The sequence below is a fragment of the Streptomyces sp. S4.7 genome (assembly GCF_010384365.1).
Classification (GTDB): domain Bacteria; phylum Actinomycetota; class Actinomycetes; order Streptomycetales; family Streptomycetaceae; genus Streptomyces.
Map to the genome: position 1 here is coordinate 1,155,891 of NZ_CP048397.1, position 14,704 is coordinate 1,170,594.

Consider the following 14,704-nt stretch of genomic DNA (forward strand, 5'->3'; position numbering starts at 1 on the left):
TCGCTAAACGGTTCAATTGTGCCGTCATCTCCGGCGTACGGCGCAAAGAGCGCGGGTATCACCGATTCGGGCAGTCGGCCTGATGCCATCTGCCGAGCGTGCGTGAGGAGTTCGGATGACGCACTGGTACGAGGGCCCGCTGGCCGCCTTCGACATAGCGACGACAGGCTTCGACGCCGAGGAGGACCGGATCGTGTCGGCCGCCCTCGTCGTCCAGGACATCTCGGGCGCCCGCGCCCGGGTCACCCGCTGGCTGGTCAATCCGGGGGTCCCGGTGCCGGTCGGGGCGACCGAACTGCACGGTCTCACCGACGCGTTGGTGCAGCGCTCGGGCCGCTGGCCGGCCCCGGTGATAGAGGAGGTCGGCCGGGCGCTGGCCGAGCAGTGCGCGGCCGGCCGGCCGCTCGTGGTGATGAACGCGCCGTTGTGTCTGACGCTCCTGGACCGCGAGATGGGGCGCCACCGCAACTCCTCCATGGCGCGTTATCTGGAGAACGCCCCGCTCTGCGTGCTGGATCCGAGTGTGCTGGACCGCCATCTCGACCCCGTCCGCAAGGGCCGGCGGCAACTGGTCGATCTCTGTTCGCTGTACGGGGTGGTGCTGGACGGCGAGCACGAGGCCGTGGCCGAAGCGGTGGCGGCCCTCGAAGTGGTGCGGTCGGTGGGGCGCCGGTTCGCCACCACGACACAGCAGCTCACCGTGGCCCAGCTGCACGGGCGGCAGGCAGTCTGGCACGCGGCGCAGGCGCGCGGCCGGCAGGACCGGTTCGCCCGCGGCGGCGAGCGGGCGGCAGCCGATCCGGCGTGGCCGCTGCGACCCCAAGTACCCGCGGTGGCCTGAGAGTCACGCCACCCGGCGGCCTCGGCCACGCGCTCGGCCCGGAGAACAGCAAGGCCGGTCCGTCATCGACGGACCGGCCTTTCCCGGTGGGCGATACTGGGTTCGAACCAGTGACCTCTTCGGTGTGAACGAAGCGCTCTCCCACTGAGCTAATCGCCCGGGAACGGACTGAACCATACAGGTCTCGGCGGGTTTCGTTCAAACCGTATGACGGCGTGCGAGCACCTTCCGCAGCCCCCGCCGCCCGGCCCGCATCATCAGCGCGTGATTGGCGACGAAGAAGGGCCGCCCGGCCACCGCGAGACGCCGCAGGAGCGGCTTGTTGACGTCGACCTCCTGCTCGTACAGGGCGTGTGTGCCGCCGCCCCGGGCGCTCAGCGTCCACCGCGCCCAGCCTTCGAGGTCGCCGGTCATCTCGATCTCCAGGACGCGGGCGCGCGGATCGTTCCTTCTCTCGCGGGCGCGGACGTGGAGGTCGTACGGGATAACGGACCGGAACCGGGCGGTCCCGGTGCGCTCGTCGACCGGGGTGACCTCCCGGACCTGGGGCCACCAGTCGGGGTACTCGCCGGCCCGCTCCAGGACACCGAACACGACGTCCGGGGCCGCGTCGAGTTCCCAGACACTGCGGAAGCGGTAGTGATACCTGTCCATGGCCCAAGTGTGCGGTCCCCCGCACGTACTCACACACGTATCTGAGTACGAGAGCCGATGGCCCGTCCTGTGGCACGGGCCACACTGCGAGACCATGGAGAACGTTCCGCGTCCGGCCGAGGAGCTCGCGGTCCTCGATCGCGAGCTGGCCCACATCGACGCGCGCAGAGCGCAGTTGCTCGCCCGCAGGTCCTATCTGCTGACACTGCTGACACCACCGCGCCCGGTGGCACCGCGGCCGCCGCACACGCCGGCGGCGTGGCCCGCCGCCCGCGCGCCCGAGACGTCCCCGCCGAGCGTGCAGAACGCCCTGCTGGCGCTGGGCGGTGTGCTGCTGACCATCGCGGCGATCGCCTTCACCGTGGTCAGCTGGGGCTCCATGGGCATCGGCGGCCGGTCGGCCGTGCTCGGCACGGTCACCGCCGCCGCCCTCGCCGCGCCCGCCCTGCTGCTGCGCCGCGCGCTCACCTCCACCGCCGAGGCCGTCGGCGCGCTCGCTCTGGTGCTGACGGTCCTCGACGCCTACGCCCTGTACCGGATCGCGCTGCCGGACGCGGACCCGCTCGGCTGCACGGCCGCCGCGTGCGCCGTGCTGGCCGCCGGCTGGGGCGCGTACGGGCTGGTCATCGACCGGCTCCGTACGCCACTGCCCGCCGCCGTCCTCATCGCCCAACTCCCGCTTCCTCTCTGGGCGCTGGCGGCCGGTGCCGGCCAACTGACGTTCGCGTGGGCGCTGCTGGCGACCGCCGCCGCGGACATCGCGATCGTGCTGTGGACAAGGTCCGAGCCGGCCCGGTCGGTCGCGGGTGTCACCGCCTGGGTGGCCGGCGGCTGGGCGCTGCTGATCACCGCCGGGCTCTCGGTGGCCGCCGGCTCCGCGCTCGACGCCGCCCGCCCCGGCGCGCTGTTGCTCGCCGGGGCCGGTGTCGGTCTCTTCGTGGCGGTCCGTGTTCCCGGCGTCGCGTTCGCCGGCGCGCTGGTGGCCGGTCTGGCCGCGACCGTCGCGACCGGCGGCGTGCTGCGTCCCTCCGTACCGCTCGGCTGGGCCGTCGTCGGGTATCTGCTGTGCGGCGCGGCGCTGTTGACGGCCGTACGGGCTCCGCTGCCCCGCGCGGCGGTGCGGGGGCTCTGCACCGCCGCGGGGGCCGTCGTGACCGCGGCGGTCCTCTTGACGCTGCCGTCGGTGGCCGTGACGCTGCTCGGTCCGGTCTCCCGGGTGGACGACATCTGGTCGGGGGCGCCCGGCGGCGTACGGGAGGCGATCGGGACCGATCCAGGATGGTCGGCGATGTCCACTGCGCCGCTGGTGCTGCTGATCACGGCCGGGCTCCTCGCGCTCGCGTACGGGCGGCTCCCCGCCTCCGCACGACCCGCCGCCCTGTCCGGTGCCACGGGCCTGGGCTGGGCCGCCGCGCTGGTCCTGCCCGCCGCGCTGGACCTCGGGTACGCGACAGCCGTGGCGGCGGGCCTCGTCACCACGGCGGGCGCGCTGGCGCTCGCGGTGTACGCGCACCTGCCGAACGCGCCGCGGCGGCCCGGCCCCGCGGTGCTGTCGGCGCTCTCGACGACGGCCCTGGCCTGCGCGTTGACCGGCGCGGGCGGTGTCTCGCTGCTGTCCCTGGCCGCCGAGACGACCACGCTTCTCACCCTGGGCGTGCTGCTCGCCCTGTTCTGCGGCGCCGCGGTGGCCCTGAACGCCGCCGTGACCGACACCGGGACCGGCGACGACACGGCAGTCTCCCCTTCGGCGCGGGCCGCCTTCCCGGCCCCGTCCTTCCAGGCGGTCCTGGCCTGCCTCACCGTCGTGACGGCCGTCGCCCTGCTCTGCGCGCTCGGCGCGTCCGCCGGACTGCGCCGCGAGCACGTCGCCCTGGTCGTCCTCGCCGTGCCCGCCGCGGGCGCGCTGCTCGGCGCGCGCCTGCGCCGCCATCCCGTGGCCCTGCCGATGGAACTGACGGCGGCCGGGGCCGGCCCGCTCGCCCTCGGCCTCGCCGCCGGCCGCCCGGAGACCGTCGCCCTCGTGCTCGCCCTGTGCGCGGTCGTCGCGGCGGGTACCGCGCTGCGCCCGGACCGCCGCCCGGCGGCCGGGTATCTCGCGGCGGCGCTGTTCGTGCTGGCCACCTGGGTGCGGCTGTACGCGTCCGACGTGACCACCCCGGAGGCGTACACCCTGCCGGTGACGGTCCCCGCGCTCGTGGTGGGTGTCCTGCGGCGCCGGGGCGACCCCGAGGCGTCGTCCTGGACGGCGTACGGCCCCGGCCTCGCCGCGACACTCCTGCCGAGCCTCGCGGCCGCCTGGGGCGACACGCACTGGCTGCGCCCGCTGGCCCTGGGGACCGCCGCGCTCGCCGTCACGCTCGTCGGCGCCCGGCTGCGGCTCCAGGCGCTGCTGGTCCTCGGCGGCGCCGTGCTCACCCTGGACACGCTGCACGAGCTGGCCCCGTACATCGTCCAGGTCGTGGGCGCCCTGCCGCGCTGGCTGCCGCCCGCGCTCGCCGGGCTGCTGCTCCTGGCGCTGGGCGCGACCTACGAACGGCGGCTGAACGACGCCAGACGCCTCAGGGAGTCCCTGGGCCGGATGCGCTGACGGACCGGCGTCGGCGTCCGGGATTCGCACCGGGAACGACCGATGCCCCGGAGACGGTGAAGTCTCCGGGGCATCGATTCCGGGTGGGCGATACTGGGTTCGAACCAGTGACCTCTTCGGTGTGAACGAAGCGCTCTCCCACTGAGCTAATCGCCCGGACGCGGGGCAAACATTACCCCATGTCAGTTGCCCCTCAAGACCGCTCCCCGCTCACGCGTCGATCTTCCAGGGCATGGCCAATCCGAACTCCCAGAGGTAAATGCCGACCAGCACCGCGATGATCACCAGACCGACCGTGGTGAGGATGATGTTGCGCCGCCGGACCTTGGGATCGAGCGCTTTCTGCGCCGCTTCGGTGACCTTGCGCCGCGTCCACCTGAGCACCAGTTGCGCCCAGACGAATTCCGTCGCCCAGATCGCCATACCGCCGAAGATCACCAGCCAGCCGGGGCCCGGCAGCACCAGCATCGCCGCACCCGCCACGACCACCGCGAGGCCGACGACGAATACCCCGACCTGCCAGCTCACATGAAGCGGCTTCGAACTCCTGATAAAGCCCGGAGCGCGTGAACCCAGCTCACGCTCCGCCAGCTCCGCGGTCAATTCTCCAGCGGATTTCTCTGCCGTCGGCACGACGACATCCCCCCGTCCGTCACTCTCCGCATGCATGGCACCCAACCTACCCGACGCCGAGTCGTCACCGGAATGGCGGCATAAGTCGAAGTTACGCACCGCTGTACGAGCTACCTGAAGGATCACAAAACAGACAGAGGGGTTTACAACGACACCGTAGGTGGCATGTCGATTTCGCCGACGTGCGAATCCCCGAGCGCACACTGAGCGAAAGGCCCTGGCGCTTATGAACACCACGGTCAGCTGCGAGCTGCACCTGCGCCTCGTTGTTTCGAGCGAGTCCTCACTGCCTGTACCCGCGGGCCTGCGGTATGACACGGCCGATCCCTATGCCGTGCATGCCACCTTCCACACCGGAGCCGAGGAGACGGTCGAGTGGGTTTTCGCCCGCGACCTTCTGGCCGAGGGGCTGCACCGGCCCACCGGCACGGGCGACGTCAGAGTCTGGCCCTCACGCAGCCAGGGCCAGGGCGTCGTCTGCATCGCTCTCAGCTCTCCGGAGGGGGAAGCCCTGCTGGAGGCACCGGCGCGAGCCCTGGAATCCTTCCTCAAGCGAACCGACGCCGCGGTGCCACCCGGTACCGAGCATCGGCACTTCGACCTCGACACAGAGCTTTCCCACATCCTGGCCGACAGCTGAGCCAGCCCGAGAACTGCTCGGCGCCGTCCGACTCGGGGAGACGGCGCCGTGCGGACAACCACATACGGCGGACAGCGACGCCGTCGCCGCGGAGCCACCGCGACGACGGTGTCGCCGCGCTCGCGGGCCCCTTCCGACCGCGAAACACCCCCTAGGATCTGCGGAACCCGGCGGGCACCGGTCCGCAGCAGGCCAGGGAGCCAATCGTGCAGATCCCCCACGACACCCGCAACGCCCTTGGGACCGTCGTCAGTCTCGTGAACACGGTCCCCGAGGCCGGCGGCTCGGACGGGCTCGCCGATGTCGAGGCCCTGTACGACTTCGCACGGACCCACCGCGTGAGCGGCGTGGGAGAACTCGGCCCCCGCGATCTGCGGGCCGTACGGGAGGTACGTACGCACCTCGCCGACGTGTTCGCCGCGCCCGGCCCCCGGGAGGCCTCCGAGCTGATCAACCGGCTGGTCGCCGCCGCGGGCACGACCCCGCAGCTGACGGATCACGACGGCTACGACTGGCACGTGCACTACTTCGCCCCGGACGCGTCGGTGGCCGACCATCTCGCCGCCGACTGCGGCATGGCGCTGGCGTTCATCGTGGTGGCGGGCGAACAGGAGCGGCTGCGGCGCTGCGAGGCGCCGGACTGCGGGCACGCCTTCGTCGACCTGTCGCGCAACCGCTCCCGCCGTTACTGCGACAGCCGCACCTGCGGCAACAGGCTCCACGTGGCCGCCTACCGGGCACGCCGCAAGGAAGCGGCCGGCTGAGCGTCACAGGAGGAACAGATCATGGACCGCCGCCATCAGCAGCAGGGTGCCGATCACGGTGAGGAAGATCATCAACGGCGGCTGGGAGAGCGCGAACAGACAACCGCGCGGCTCTTCGTTGGGTGCGGGATTTGTGCCCCGGGAGGTATCGAGCATCTCGGGGTGATCATGACGCAGGGCACGGTCCGCCGGACAACCAACACGCGTCCCGGCGGGGCCAGTTCGTCAGATTCCCGGCAAACGTCCACCCCCTGAGACGGACCGGGCTCCGGGAGCCTCCCCGGTCAGATGCCGTGCTTCTTCAAAATGGCCTCGACGTCGCTGAAATCGTCACCGGGGTCGGCGGCGGCGGGCTTCTTCGCCTTGCCCTCCTTCGGCTGCGCCGCGGGGGCCGCGGACGAGCCGAGCGAGGGCGCCGAGGCCGCCGGCGCGACCGCGTCGCGCTGCGCCGCCCTGTTCGCCGCCCTGCGTTCCTTACGGCTGCCGACGCCCGCGCGCCGCTCCACCATCCGCGTCGTCATGAAGAGCAGCCAGGAGACCCCGAGCAGTCCGACACCCACCCACGCGGTCGGGCTGAACGCCTTGTCGGCGAGCCACTGGACCACTCCGGTCATCACGAGCGCGACCGGCACCAGGGAGTACGCGGCGATCCTGGTCGCCGCCAGGAAGCGCTTGCGGTAAGCGGTGATCGCCGCGATGCCGAGTCCGGCAGCGGACACCGCGGAACAAATGGTCTCGGCAATCATCCGGTCCTCCAGGCTTGGCGCCGTCGTCGGTAAGGGCGGTTCTCGTCGAGCGTGCCGGTAGGGGCCGACATGTCGACGCTTCCATCCTGCACCTCCCGGCGGGGTAGGGGCCACGGCCGGGAGGGACCTCAGGGAGATCTCCGGGGTTCGTCTCCTCCCCAGGTCCCGGTCGGGAGCGGGTCCGGGGACCTGGAAGACTGGTTCCATGAGTGACTCCCCCACCGCCGGCCCCGTCGTCCTCGACGTCTGGTGCGAGCTCCAGTGCGCCGACTGCCACACCGCGCTGGCCGACCTGCGCGCGCTGCGGGCGCGCTACGGAGACCGGCTGGACGTACGGCTGCGGCACTTCCCGCTGGACAAGCACCGGCACGCCTTCGCCGCCGCGCAGGCGGCCGAGGAGGCGGTGGAGCAGGGCCAGGGCTGGGCGTACGCGGAGGCAGTGCTGGCCCGCCACGCGGAGCTGGCCGACCGGGGCGAACCGCTGCTGCTGGATGTCGCCCGCCGACTCGGCCTGGACGACGAGGAGTTCGACACCGCGCTCATCGACGGCCGGCACACCCTGATCGTCGACGCCGACCAGGCCGAGGGCAAGGCGATCGGTGTGACCGGCACCCCGACATATGTCATCGGCGGCGAGCGGCTCGACGGCGGCAAGAGCCAGGACGGGCTGCGCGAGCGCGTCGAGGAGATCGCCGACCGGCTGCTCGCCGAGGTCTGACGGCCGCTCTCCCGCCGTGTTCGGTCAGAGCAGGGTCTTGAAGAGATTGCGGTGCGTGGTCACGTATCCGAGGGATTCGTAGAGGCCGATCGCCGGCGCGTTGCCCGCGAAGACGTGCAGGCCCAGCGCGCCGCTCCCCATGCCGTCGGCGATCCGCTCGGCGTGCAGCATCAGCGCGCGGCCGTAGCCCTTGCCGCGCCGCTCCTCGGGCACCTCCACGTCGTAGACGAACGCGACGACCGCACCGGGGCTCAGCTCCCGAGTGCCCACCCACACATGGCCGACGACCTCTCCGTCGTGGACCAGGACGTCGATCGAGGTGCCGGGGCTGGCTAGGCCGTCCGGCAGGAGCTGACGGCGGCTGGACTCGGCCTTGGCGCGGGCCTGTTCCTCCGGCAGGCCGCGGTCTGTCCAGCTCTGCCGGAAGCCTTCGAACGAACGCTCCGCCCAGAGCGCGTACTCCGCGCGCTCCATCCCTCTGCCCACGAGTCCGGCCGGCAGGACCGGCGGCTCCCGGTCCAGCTCCTTGAGCATGTTCCTGCTGCGCTCGGTGTGCCCCAGGGTCTCCAGCAGCAGCAGCGCGCCCCCGGCCTCGGCGGGGACGGAGGCGACCACCTGGCCGCAGCCCCAGCCGCGCAGGACCTCCTCGGCGGCCAGGACGGCGATCGTGCCGCGACCGCGGCGGCGGTCCGCCTCGTCGATCCGCAGCCGGCGCAGCACACCCGCCGGCGTACCGAAGGCGCCGTCCATGCCGAGCTCGATCCGACCGACGGACCGGCTGTTGTCACACACCTCGTAGTCGCGTGACGCCATACCGTCGTCGGTCTTCTGAAGCGGCCCGGTCGGCCGCAGAGTCGTGGTCATCAGGGGAGTTCTACCCACCCGACAGGCACACGTCATCAGGTTCTACGGATCGATGTCGCCCGCCGCGCGCTCCTCGAAGACGCGCATGGCCTTCGCCGTGACCGGACCCGGCGCGCCGGGCAGCTCACGGCTGTCGACGCGGTGGACGGCCTGCACGTCGCGCAGTGACGACGTCACGAAGATCTCCTCGGCACGCTCCAGCGCGTCGAACGGCAGCCGGGTCTCGTGCGCGCCGGTCCACTCCACGGTCAGCGCCCTGGTGATGCCGGCCAGACAGCCCGAGGAGACGGGCGGGGTGTGGAGCCGGCCGTCGAGCACGACGAAGACGTTGGAGCCCGTGCCCTCGCACAGGTCCCCGACCGTGTTGGCGAACAGCGCCTCGGAGGCGCCCTGTTCACGCGCGGCGGCGAGGGCGACGACGTTCTCGGCGTAGGACGTGGTCTTGAGCCCGGTCACCGCGCCGCGTTCGTTGCGCGTCCAGGGGACGGTGATCACCGCGGTGGTGTCGGGGCGGCGCCGTGTCTCCCCGACGGCCACGACCAGGGTGGGGCCGGCGTCGCCGCGGTCGGAGCCGAGCGGCGACAGACCGCCGGTGTACGTGATCCGCAGCCGGCCCATGTCCACCGGGTTGGCGTCCAGGACGGCGGCGCAGGCCGCGCGCACCTCGTCGTGGTCGGGGTCGGGCAGTCCGAGACCCCGCGCCGAGCGGGTGAGCCGGTCCAGATGCCGGGTGAGCGCGAAGGGCCGCCCATGGACGGTCTTCACCGTCTCGAAGATTCCGTCACCCACGGTCAGCCCGTGGTCGAGCACGGAGACCCGCGCGGCGTCATCCGCCCGCAGTCCGCCGTTGACCCAGATCATCATCTAGCCCGTCCTTCCCGTCGCCTCGTACACTCCCGACGCTACCGCCAGCAGGCGCGATGCCTTGAGTTCCGTCTCCCGCCACTCCCGCTCGGGGTCGGATCCCCAGGTGATGCCCGCGCCGGTGCCGAACCGGACGACGGGTCCGTGCGGCGGGTCCCGCTCGATCCAGAACGTCCTTATCCCGACGGCGAGTTCGGCCGTCCCGCGGTCGGCGTCGACCCAGCCGATCGCGCCGCAGTACGGTCCACGAGGGGCGGTCTCCAGCGCCTGGATGATCTTCAGCGCGCTGGATTTCGGCGCGCCGGTGACCGATCCGGGCGGGAAGGTCGCGGCCAGCAGTGCGGGCCAGCCCGCGCCCTCGGCGAGTTCGCCGCGCACCGTCGACACGAGATGGACGAGTCCGGGGTGGGGCTCGACGGCGCAGAGGGCGGGCACGGTCACCGATCCGGTGGCGCAGACGCGGCCGAGGTCGTTGCGGACCAGGTCCACGATCATCACGTTCTCGGCGTGGTCCTTCTCCAGCAGGTCGGCGGCGGTGCGGCCGGTGCCCTTGATGGGCCCGGACTCCACGGTGCGGCCGGTGCGCCGGAGATAGAGCTCCGGGGACGCGGTGGCGATCTCCACGCCGTGGGCGGGCAGCCGGATCGTGCCGGCGTACGGGGCGGGGTTGCCGCGCGCCAGGAGTGCGGTCAGCGCGTCGACGTCGCAGGCGTCCGGGTCGGGCAGCGCGGCCGTGAGGACGCGGCAGAGGTTGGCCTGGTAGACCTCGCCGGCGGCGATGAGTTCGCGGACGCGCCGTACGCCGGAGAGGTACGCGGCGCGGTCGAGCGACGACGTCCAGTCGCCCGCCTCGGGGCCCTGCCACCGCCCCGGCACCGGCACGGGAACCGGTTCGCGGCGCACGTCGCCGAACCGGGCGCAGGTCGGACGGCCCTCGAAGTCCATGGCGACGGCCCAGAAGCCGGTGGAGTCCAGGGCTTCCGGGTCACGGGTGACATCGCGCAGATCGGTGGCGACGAGGTCACCGAAGCGGGCGAGCGGAGGGAGGTCGGGCACGATGGTGAGTCTAGGACGGCTCATGGGACGCGCCACGAAGTGTCACGGGGACGCCGTGGAGGTGCCGCAGTGTGAACGCACGGCAGCACGCTGCACAAACGCGTTTTTGTACTCGCCCCGTAATCCGCTAGAGTTCACCACGTCGCCCGGCCGCGAGTTGAGGACCGGGAAACGGCACGCGGACGTAGCTCAGTTGGTAGAGCGCAACCTTGCCAAGGTTGAGGTCGCCAGTTCGAACCTGGTCGTCCGCTCGAGTTGGGGGATCAATTCCCGGCCCCCGCACTCCTGGTGGAGTGGCCGAGAGGCGAGGCAACGGCCTGCAAAGCCGTCTACACGGGTTCGAATCCCGTCTCCACCTCCAAGGACGATTAGCTCAGCGGGAGAGCGCTTCCCTGACACGGAAGAGGTCACTGGTTCAATCCCAGTATCGTCCACTGGATCCATCTGGATTCCCGCGCGATTAGCTCAGCGGGAGAGCGCTTCCCTGACACGGAAGAGGTCACTGGTTCAATCCCAGTATCGCGCACGCAGTACACACGCGGGGTCACCCTGCGCGATTAGCTCAGCGGGAGAGCGCTTCCCTGACACGGAAGAGGTCACTGGTTCAATCCCAGTATCGCGCACAGCCCGAAGCCCCCGGCCCGACAAGGCCGGGGGCTTCGTCGTGTGTGCGGAGTGCTCAGGACGAGAAGAGCATCCGGCCGAAGCCCTTCTGGCGGTGGTGACCGCCGTGGTGACCGCCGTGCGGCGCGCCCCACGCGGGAGCGGGCGCGGCGGCGGGGTAGCCGCCGGGGGCCGCGGGCGGGGGCGGGGCCTGCTGTCCCCACTGCGCCTCAAGACGGGTCAGGGACTCCAGCTCGCCGTAGTCGAGGAAGATCCCGCGGCAGCCGCTGCACTGCTCTATCTGGACACCGTTGCGGTTGTACGTATGCATCGCTGCATGGCACTTGGGGCACTGCATGGGTCGGGTCAGCTCCTCGCCGGTCGGTCGGCATCGCCGGAATGCCTCCCGACGACGGTGAGTTCACCCTACGACGAGGGTCCCGCCGCCAACTCCGTTGGCAGTGTGGCAATTCGGGCACAGGTCTCGATCATCGCCCCCTCCACCTCGTCCGGTTCACGGCTCTGTTCGGCCGCTTTCGCGACGGCGAGCGCGGCGGTCTGGACGCTGAGGGCGCGGGCGGGGACGTCGAGCCGGGGCCAGGGGTCTCCGTCGGCCGGTACGGCGGGCCCGCCGGCCGTCCGGTAGGCGCCGAGGAAGCGCTGCCACTCGTCGGGGGCCAGCAGTCCGGCGGCGTACCAGGCGGCCGGGCGGGCCAAGTCCCAGGCGGCGTCGCCGAGTCCGAGGTCGTCCACGTCGATCAGCAGCCAGGGGCCGTTGGTCGCGGGGTGCCGCACGAGCTGGCCGAGGTGGAGGTCGCCGTGGCACAGGGAGCCGCCGACGGGTGCGGGCGCCTCGTCCCTCGCCCAGGCGGGCAGCCCCGACCAGGCGCGCTCGACATCGGCGGCGGCGGTGTGGGGTCCGGCGGCCCGCATCCGGGAGAGGGCCTGTGCGGCCCTGAGCGGGCCGCGCGTGGGCGGAAGGGACAGCGGGGCGAGGGCGGCGGGCGGTACGGCGTGCAGCAGGGCCAGCAGGGCCCCCGCCGCCTCCCAGGGCGCGTCGTCGGGCCGGTCGGGGTCCACGGGGGTGCCGTAGGGCCAGACGGTGACGGGGCGGCCCGCGATGTGCGGGGTGGCCGCGGGGAGCGGTGGGAGCAGGATGCCGGCGAGCAGCGGATGCGCGGCCACGGAGAGCCGGGCGCGGTGTCCCGCCGGGTCGGTGCCGGGGGCGTGGGCCTTGGCGACGGCGGCCCCGTGCCGTACGACCACACCGTCGGACCGGTCGGCCAGGACGGTCTCCTCGCCCCCGCAGGCGTGGCAGGCCGGCGACGGCGCGGCCGGGGGGCCGGTGTCCGGGTGGGCGGCGTGCCGGGCGGCGCGGGTGAGCGCGCGTACGACGGAAGTGGTCGAGGCTGCGCTCGCGGATGTGGTCACGGCGGTGTCCCCCGGTGCGGTGTGTTCCCGCCGGGAGCCTACGCGGCAGGGGCGGGGAACGGCCCGGAAAGGTCCGGGAAACGGGTCCGGACAGCGCGATGGCCGGTCAGCTCCCCAGCTGACCGGCCAAACGCTGCCGTCCGCCGCACCCCCGTCCCCACGGGGTTGTTGGCCGGATGTCGGAGGTTCGGGCCGCTCTCCCGAACCTGGGACGCCGCTCAGCGCCCCAGCATCACGCCCACGGACGACGCTTGTGTGACCACTGCTTCCCAGCCGCCGAATACGACGACCAGCAGGGCCGCGAGAGGGAGGACCATGGCTGTGGCCACCAGGGGGTGACGCGAACCCGAGTTCCGCCCGCCGAACGCGTCGAACGCCCTGCGTCCCTGCGTGCGGGTCATCGCTCGCGATGCCGTGTCGGCCATGGTCCTTCTCCTGTCGTGTCTGGCAGCGGCGAGTGTCTGACCTCGGGGGACGAGTGCTGCACTCGCCGCTTGACAACAACATTAGGTACGCGACGGGCCCGGGTCGTCATGCCCGCGTACCGATTGCCGGGCCTCCCGGAGGATGAGCGGTACCCCCGTCACGTACTCCCCTGGGTGGAGAGTGGGTCCTCGCCCTTGGGGACATCCCGGAGGGGACGCTCCGAGAGGTCCTCCCTGGGCACTGGTTGTTCGACCAGAGCGAGCACGCGCGTGGCCATGAAGCGCGCCGTGCGCACCACCGAGCCGTTGCGGGTGACTTCACTCACTTCCACCACTCCTCGACGCACCGCCGTCTCCACCCGGCGGCCTGCCCGACTTGCCACGACTTCGTACGTACGCGTCGTGTCACCCGCGTCCACCACTATCTCCACGCGGTCACCCTTCATTGATCCAATCCCCCTTCTGCGACCGACCATTGAGATCTCGCACGGGCCCGAGGACCTTGGATCCGCGGTCCTCTGACCACCCCTCAAGTTTCTCACCCGGCACTGACAATCGATCGGTTCGTGAGGGCGCGGCCTATGAGCGCCCCGGGGCGCGGGTACGTAAGCTGTGCCACGTCACACGGACGACCGGGCAGCGGGGATGGACATGGCGATGATGCGGCTCCGGCGCGAGGACCCGCGTGTCGTCGGTTCGTTCAGGCTGCACAGGCGGCTGGGCCAGGGCGGCATGGGCGTGGTGTATCTGGGTTCCGACCGGCGTGGCCAGCGGGTCGCGCTGAAGGTGATCAGACCCGATCTCGCCGAGGACCAGGAGTTCCGTTCGCGGTTCGCCCGTGAGGTCTCGGCGGCCCGGCGGATCAGGGGCGGCTGTACGGCCCGGCTGGTGGCCGCCGATCTCGACGCGGACCGGCCGTGGTTCGCCACCCAGTACGTTCCGGGGCCCTCGCTGCACGACAAGGTGGCCGAGGACGGGCCACTGTCGGCCGCCGAGGTCGCCTCCGTGGGAGCCGCGCTCTCCGAGGGGCTGCTGGCGGTGCACGAGGCGGGGGTCGTCCACCGCGATCTGAAGCCGTCGAACATCCTGCTCTCTCCCAAGGGCCCGCGCATCATCGACTTCGGGATCGCCTGGGCGACCGGGGCGAGCACCCTCACGCACGTCGGTACGGCTGTCGGATCGCCAGGCTTCCTGGCGCCCGAGCAGGTGCGCGGCGCGGCGGTGACCCCGTCGACCGACGTCTTCGCGCTCGGCGCGACGCTGGCCTATGCGGCGACGGCCGACTCGCCCTTCGGGCACGGCAGTTCGGAAGTCATGCTGTACCGCGTGGTGCACGAGGAGGCGCAGCTGTACGGGGTTCCGGACGCGCTCGCGCCGCTGGTGCGGGCCTGTCTGGCCAAGGACCCCGAGGAGCGGCCGAGCACGCTCCAGCTCTCGATGCGGCTCAAGGAGATCGCGGCGCGGGAGGCCCAGGGGCTGCCGGACGGCCGGCCGCCCGTGCAGCGGGAGCGGAGCCGGCAGGACGTGCCGACGGGGCGGATGCCGGAGCGTACGGCGCGGATGCCGCAGCGGACCGAGCGGCCGGACCGGTCCACCCAGGGCCGTACGGCGGGCGGGCCGGACTCGCGTGCACAGGGCTCCCGCGGCTCGGCGCCGCGCACGGGTGGCGGCGGGCGCCCGCCGCGGCCCCGTGACAGCTCGCGTACGGGTTCACGTACCGGTGGACGTCAGGGCAGCAGGCCCGGCGCGCGTACGACGTCGGGTGGACGGGGCGGGCGCAGGCCGGCCAATCCGCGTCTGCTGCGGCAGCGGCTGATCGTGTTCGTGGTGGTGACGCTGGTCGTCGCACTGGGGATCGCGGCGGCGCAGCAGTTGTAG

General features: G+C 72.2%; 17 protein-coding genes and 7 tRNA genes. 11 read left to right on the top strand and 13 right to left on the bottom strand.

Annotated elements, in window-relative coordinates; genetic code table 11:
* The first annotated feature begins 115 nt into the window (after positions 1–115).
* Complete coding sequence (locus SSPS47_RS05000; protein ID WP_164249039.1) at positions 116–841, top strand: exonuclease domain-containing protein; 726 nt, start codon at positions 116–118, stop codon at positions 839–841.
* Positions 842–928: 87 nt separating this feature from the next.
* Here SSPS47_RS05000 and SSPS47_RS05005 read toward each other — a convergent pair.
* Both SSPS47_RS05005 and SSPS47_RS05010 read right to left on the bottom strand, forming a co-directional pair.
* Positions 929–1,000 (bottom strand) — tRNA-Val (locus SSPS47_RS05005).
* Between the two features lie 39 nt (positions 1,001–1,039).
* On the bottom strand, positions 1,040–1,495 hold the full coding sequence (locus SSPS47_RS05010) for an SRPBCC family protein (protein ID WP_164249041.1): 456 nt from the start codon (positions 1,493–1,495) through the stop codon (positions 1,040–1,042).
* A 94-nt stretch (positions 1,496–1,589) separates the two neighbouring features.
* On the opposite strand from SSPS47_RS05010, the gene SSPS47_RS05015 reads away from it, so the two are divergent.
* Positions 1,590–4,082 carry a hypothetical protein gene (locus SSPS47_RS05015; RefSeq protein WP_164249042.1) on the top strand — a complete coding sequence of 831 codons (2,493 nt, stop codon included), beginning with the start codon at positions 1,590–1,592 and terminating at the stop codon, positions 4,080–4,082.
* An 84-nt stretch (positions 4,083–4,166) separates the two neighbouring features.
* Here SSPS47_RS05015 and SSPS47_RS05020 read toward each other — a convergent pair.
* Together SSPS47_RS05020 and SSPS47_RS05025 are read right to left on the bottom strand one after the other, a co-directional pair.
* Positions 4,167–4,238: transfer RNA gene (locus SSPS47_RS05020), tRNA-Val, on the bottom strand.
* 54 nt (positions 4,239–4,292) lie between these two features.
* Entirely contained in the window at positions 4,293–4,751 is a 459-nt protein-coding gene (locus tag SSPS47_RS05025) for a TIGR02611 family protein (RefSeq protein ID WP_164249044.1), read from the bottom strand.
* A gap of 190 nt (positions 4,752–4,941) precedes the next feature.
* On the opposite strand from SSPS47_RS05025, the gene SSPS47_RS05030 reads away from it, so the two are divergent.
* Both SSPS47_RS05030 and SSPS47_RS05035 read left to right on the top strand, forming a co-directional pair.
* Complete coding sequence (locus SSPS47_RS05030; RefSeq protein WP_078078286.1) at positions 4,942–5,355, top strand: SsgA family sporulation/cell division regulator; 414 nt, start codon at positions 4,942–4,944, stop codon at positions 5,353–5,355.
* 206 nt (positions 5,356–5,561) lie between these two features.
* Positions 5,562–6,119: a CGNR zinc finger domain-containing protein gene (locus SSPS47_RS05035; RefSeq protein WP_164249046.1), complete on the top strand. Its 558-nt coding sequence runs from the start codon at positions 5,562–5,564 to the stop codon at positions 6,117–6,119.
* A gap of 3 nt (positions 6,120–6,122) precedes the next feature.
* Here SSPS47_RS05035 and SSPS47_RS34730 read toward each other — a convergent pair whose 3' ends face one another.
* Together SSPS47_RS34730 and SSPS47_RS05040 are read right to left on the bottom strand one after the other, a co-directional pair.
* Entirely contained in the window at positions 6,123–6,275 is a 153-nt protein-coding gene (locus SSPS47_RS34730) for a hypothetical protein (protein ID WP_203557789.1), read from the bottom strand.
* 128 nt (positions 6,276–6,403) lie between these two features.
* Positions 6,404–6,865, bottom strand: coding sequence for a hypothetical protein (locus SSPS47_RS05040; RefSeq protein ID WP_164249048.1), 462 nt, complete (start codon positions 6,863–6,865; stop codon positions 6,404–6,406).
* 205 nt (positions 6,866–7,070) lie between these two features.
* Here SSPS47_RS05040 and SSPS47_RS05045 point away from each other — a divergent pair, with 205 nt between their 5' ends.
* Positions 7,071–7,583, top strand: a complete 513-nt coding sequence (locus SSPS47_RS05045; protein ID WP_164249050.1) for a DsbA family protein — start codon at positions 7,071–7,073, stop codon at positions 7,581–7,583.
* A gap of 24 nt (positions 7,584–7,607) precedes the next feature.
* Here the strand turns inward: SSPS47_RS05045 and SSPS47_RS05050 are convergent, their stop codons facing one another.
* Genes SSPS47_RS05050 through SSPS47_RS05060 form a run of 3 tightly spaced genes read right to left on the bottom strand, consistent with a single transcriptional unit; the run spans position 7,608 to position 10,367 of the window.
* A complete protein-coding gene (locus SSPS47_RS05050) occupies positions 7,608–8,447 on the bottom strand; it encodes a GNAT family N-acetyltransferase (RefSeq protein ID WP_164249052.1) in 840 nt (279 codons plus the stop codon).
* A 42-nt stretch (positions 8,448–8,489) separates the two neighbouring features.
* A complete protein-coding gene (locus SSPS47_RS05055) occupies positions 8,490–9,311 on the bottom strand; it encodes an aminodeoxychorismate lyase (RefSeq protein ID WP_164249054.1) in 822 nt (273 codons plus the stop codon).
* Positions 9,312–10,367 (bottom strand): chorismate-binding protein, encoded by a 1,056-nt coding sequence (locus SSPS47_RS05060; RefSeq protein WP_164249056.1) that lies wholly within the window; start codon positions 10,365–10,367, stop codon positions 9,312–9,314.
* 178 nt (positions 10,368–10,545) lie between these two features.
* On the opposite strand from SSPS47_RS05060, the gene SSPS47_RS05065 reads away from it, so the two are divergent.
* From SSPS47_RS05065 to SSPS47_RS05085, 5 genes are all read left to right on the top strand, one after another.
* A tRNA-Gly gene (locus SSPS47_RS05065) sits at positions 10,546–10,618 on the top strand.
* 36 nt (positions 10,619–10,654) lie between these two features.
* Positions 10,655–10,728, top strand: a tRNA-Cys gene (locus tag SSPS47_RS05070).
* Between the two features lies 1 nt (position 10,729).
* Positions 10,730–10,801: transfer RNA gene (locus tag SSPS47_RS05075), tRNA-Val, on the top strand.
* Positions 10,802–10,821: 20 nt separating this feature from the next.
* Positions 10,822–10,893: transfer RNA gene (locus SSPS47_RS05080), tRNA-Val, on the top strand.
* Between the two features lie 25 nt (positions 10,894–10,918).
* Positions 10,919–10,990: transfer RNA gene (locus SSPS47_RS05085), tRNA-Val, on the top strand.
* Positions 10,991–11,046: 56 nt separating this feature from the next.
* On the opposite strand, the gene SSPS47_RS05090 is transcribed toward SSPS47_RS05085, so the two are convergent.
* From SSPS47_RS05090 to SSPS47_RS05105, 4 genes are all read right to left on the bottom strand, one after another.
* The gene (locus SSPS47_RS05090) at positions 11,047–11,328 is read right to left on the bottom strand and encodes a zf-TFIIB domain-containing protein (protein WP_164249058.1); all 282 of its coding nucleotides are present in this window, start codon (positions 11,326–11,328) and stop codon (positions 11,047–11,049) included.
* A gap of 68 nt (positions 11,329–11,396) precedes the next feature.
* On the bottom strand, positions 11,397–12,401 hold the full coding sequence (locus SSPS47_RS05095; RefSeq protein ID WP_164249060.1) for a phosphotransferase: 1,005 nt from the start codon (positions 12,399–12,401) through the stop codon (positions 11,397–11,399).
* Between the two features lie 218 nt (positions 12,402–12,619).
* A complete protein-coding gene (locus SSPS47_RS05100; RefSeq protein WP_078078277.1) occupies positions 12,620–12,826 on the bottom strand; it encodes a hypothetical protein in 207 nt (68 codons plus the stop codon).
* Positions 12,827–12,984: 158 nt separating this feature from the next.
* The gene (locus SSPS47_RS05105; protein ID WP_147877648.1) at positions 12,985–13,272 is read right to left on the bottom strand and encodes a hypothetical protein; all 288 of its coding nucleotides are present in this window, start codon (positions 13,270–13,272) and stop codon (positions 12,985–12,987) included.
* A 205-nt stretch (positions 13,273–13,477) separates the two neighbouring features.
* Here SSPS47_RS05105 and SSPS47_RS05110 point away from each other — a divergent pair, with 205 nt between their 5' ends.
* Positions 13,478–14,704 carry a serine/threonine-protein kinase gene (locus SSPS47_RS05110; RefSeq protein ID WP_203558033.1) on the top strand — a complete coding sequence of 409 codons (1,227 nt, stop codon included), beginning with the start codon at positions 13,478–13,480 and terminating at the stop codon, positions 14,702–14,704.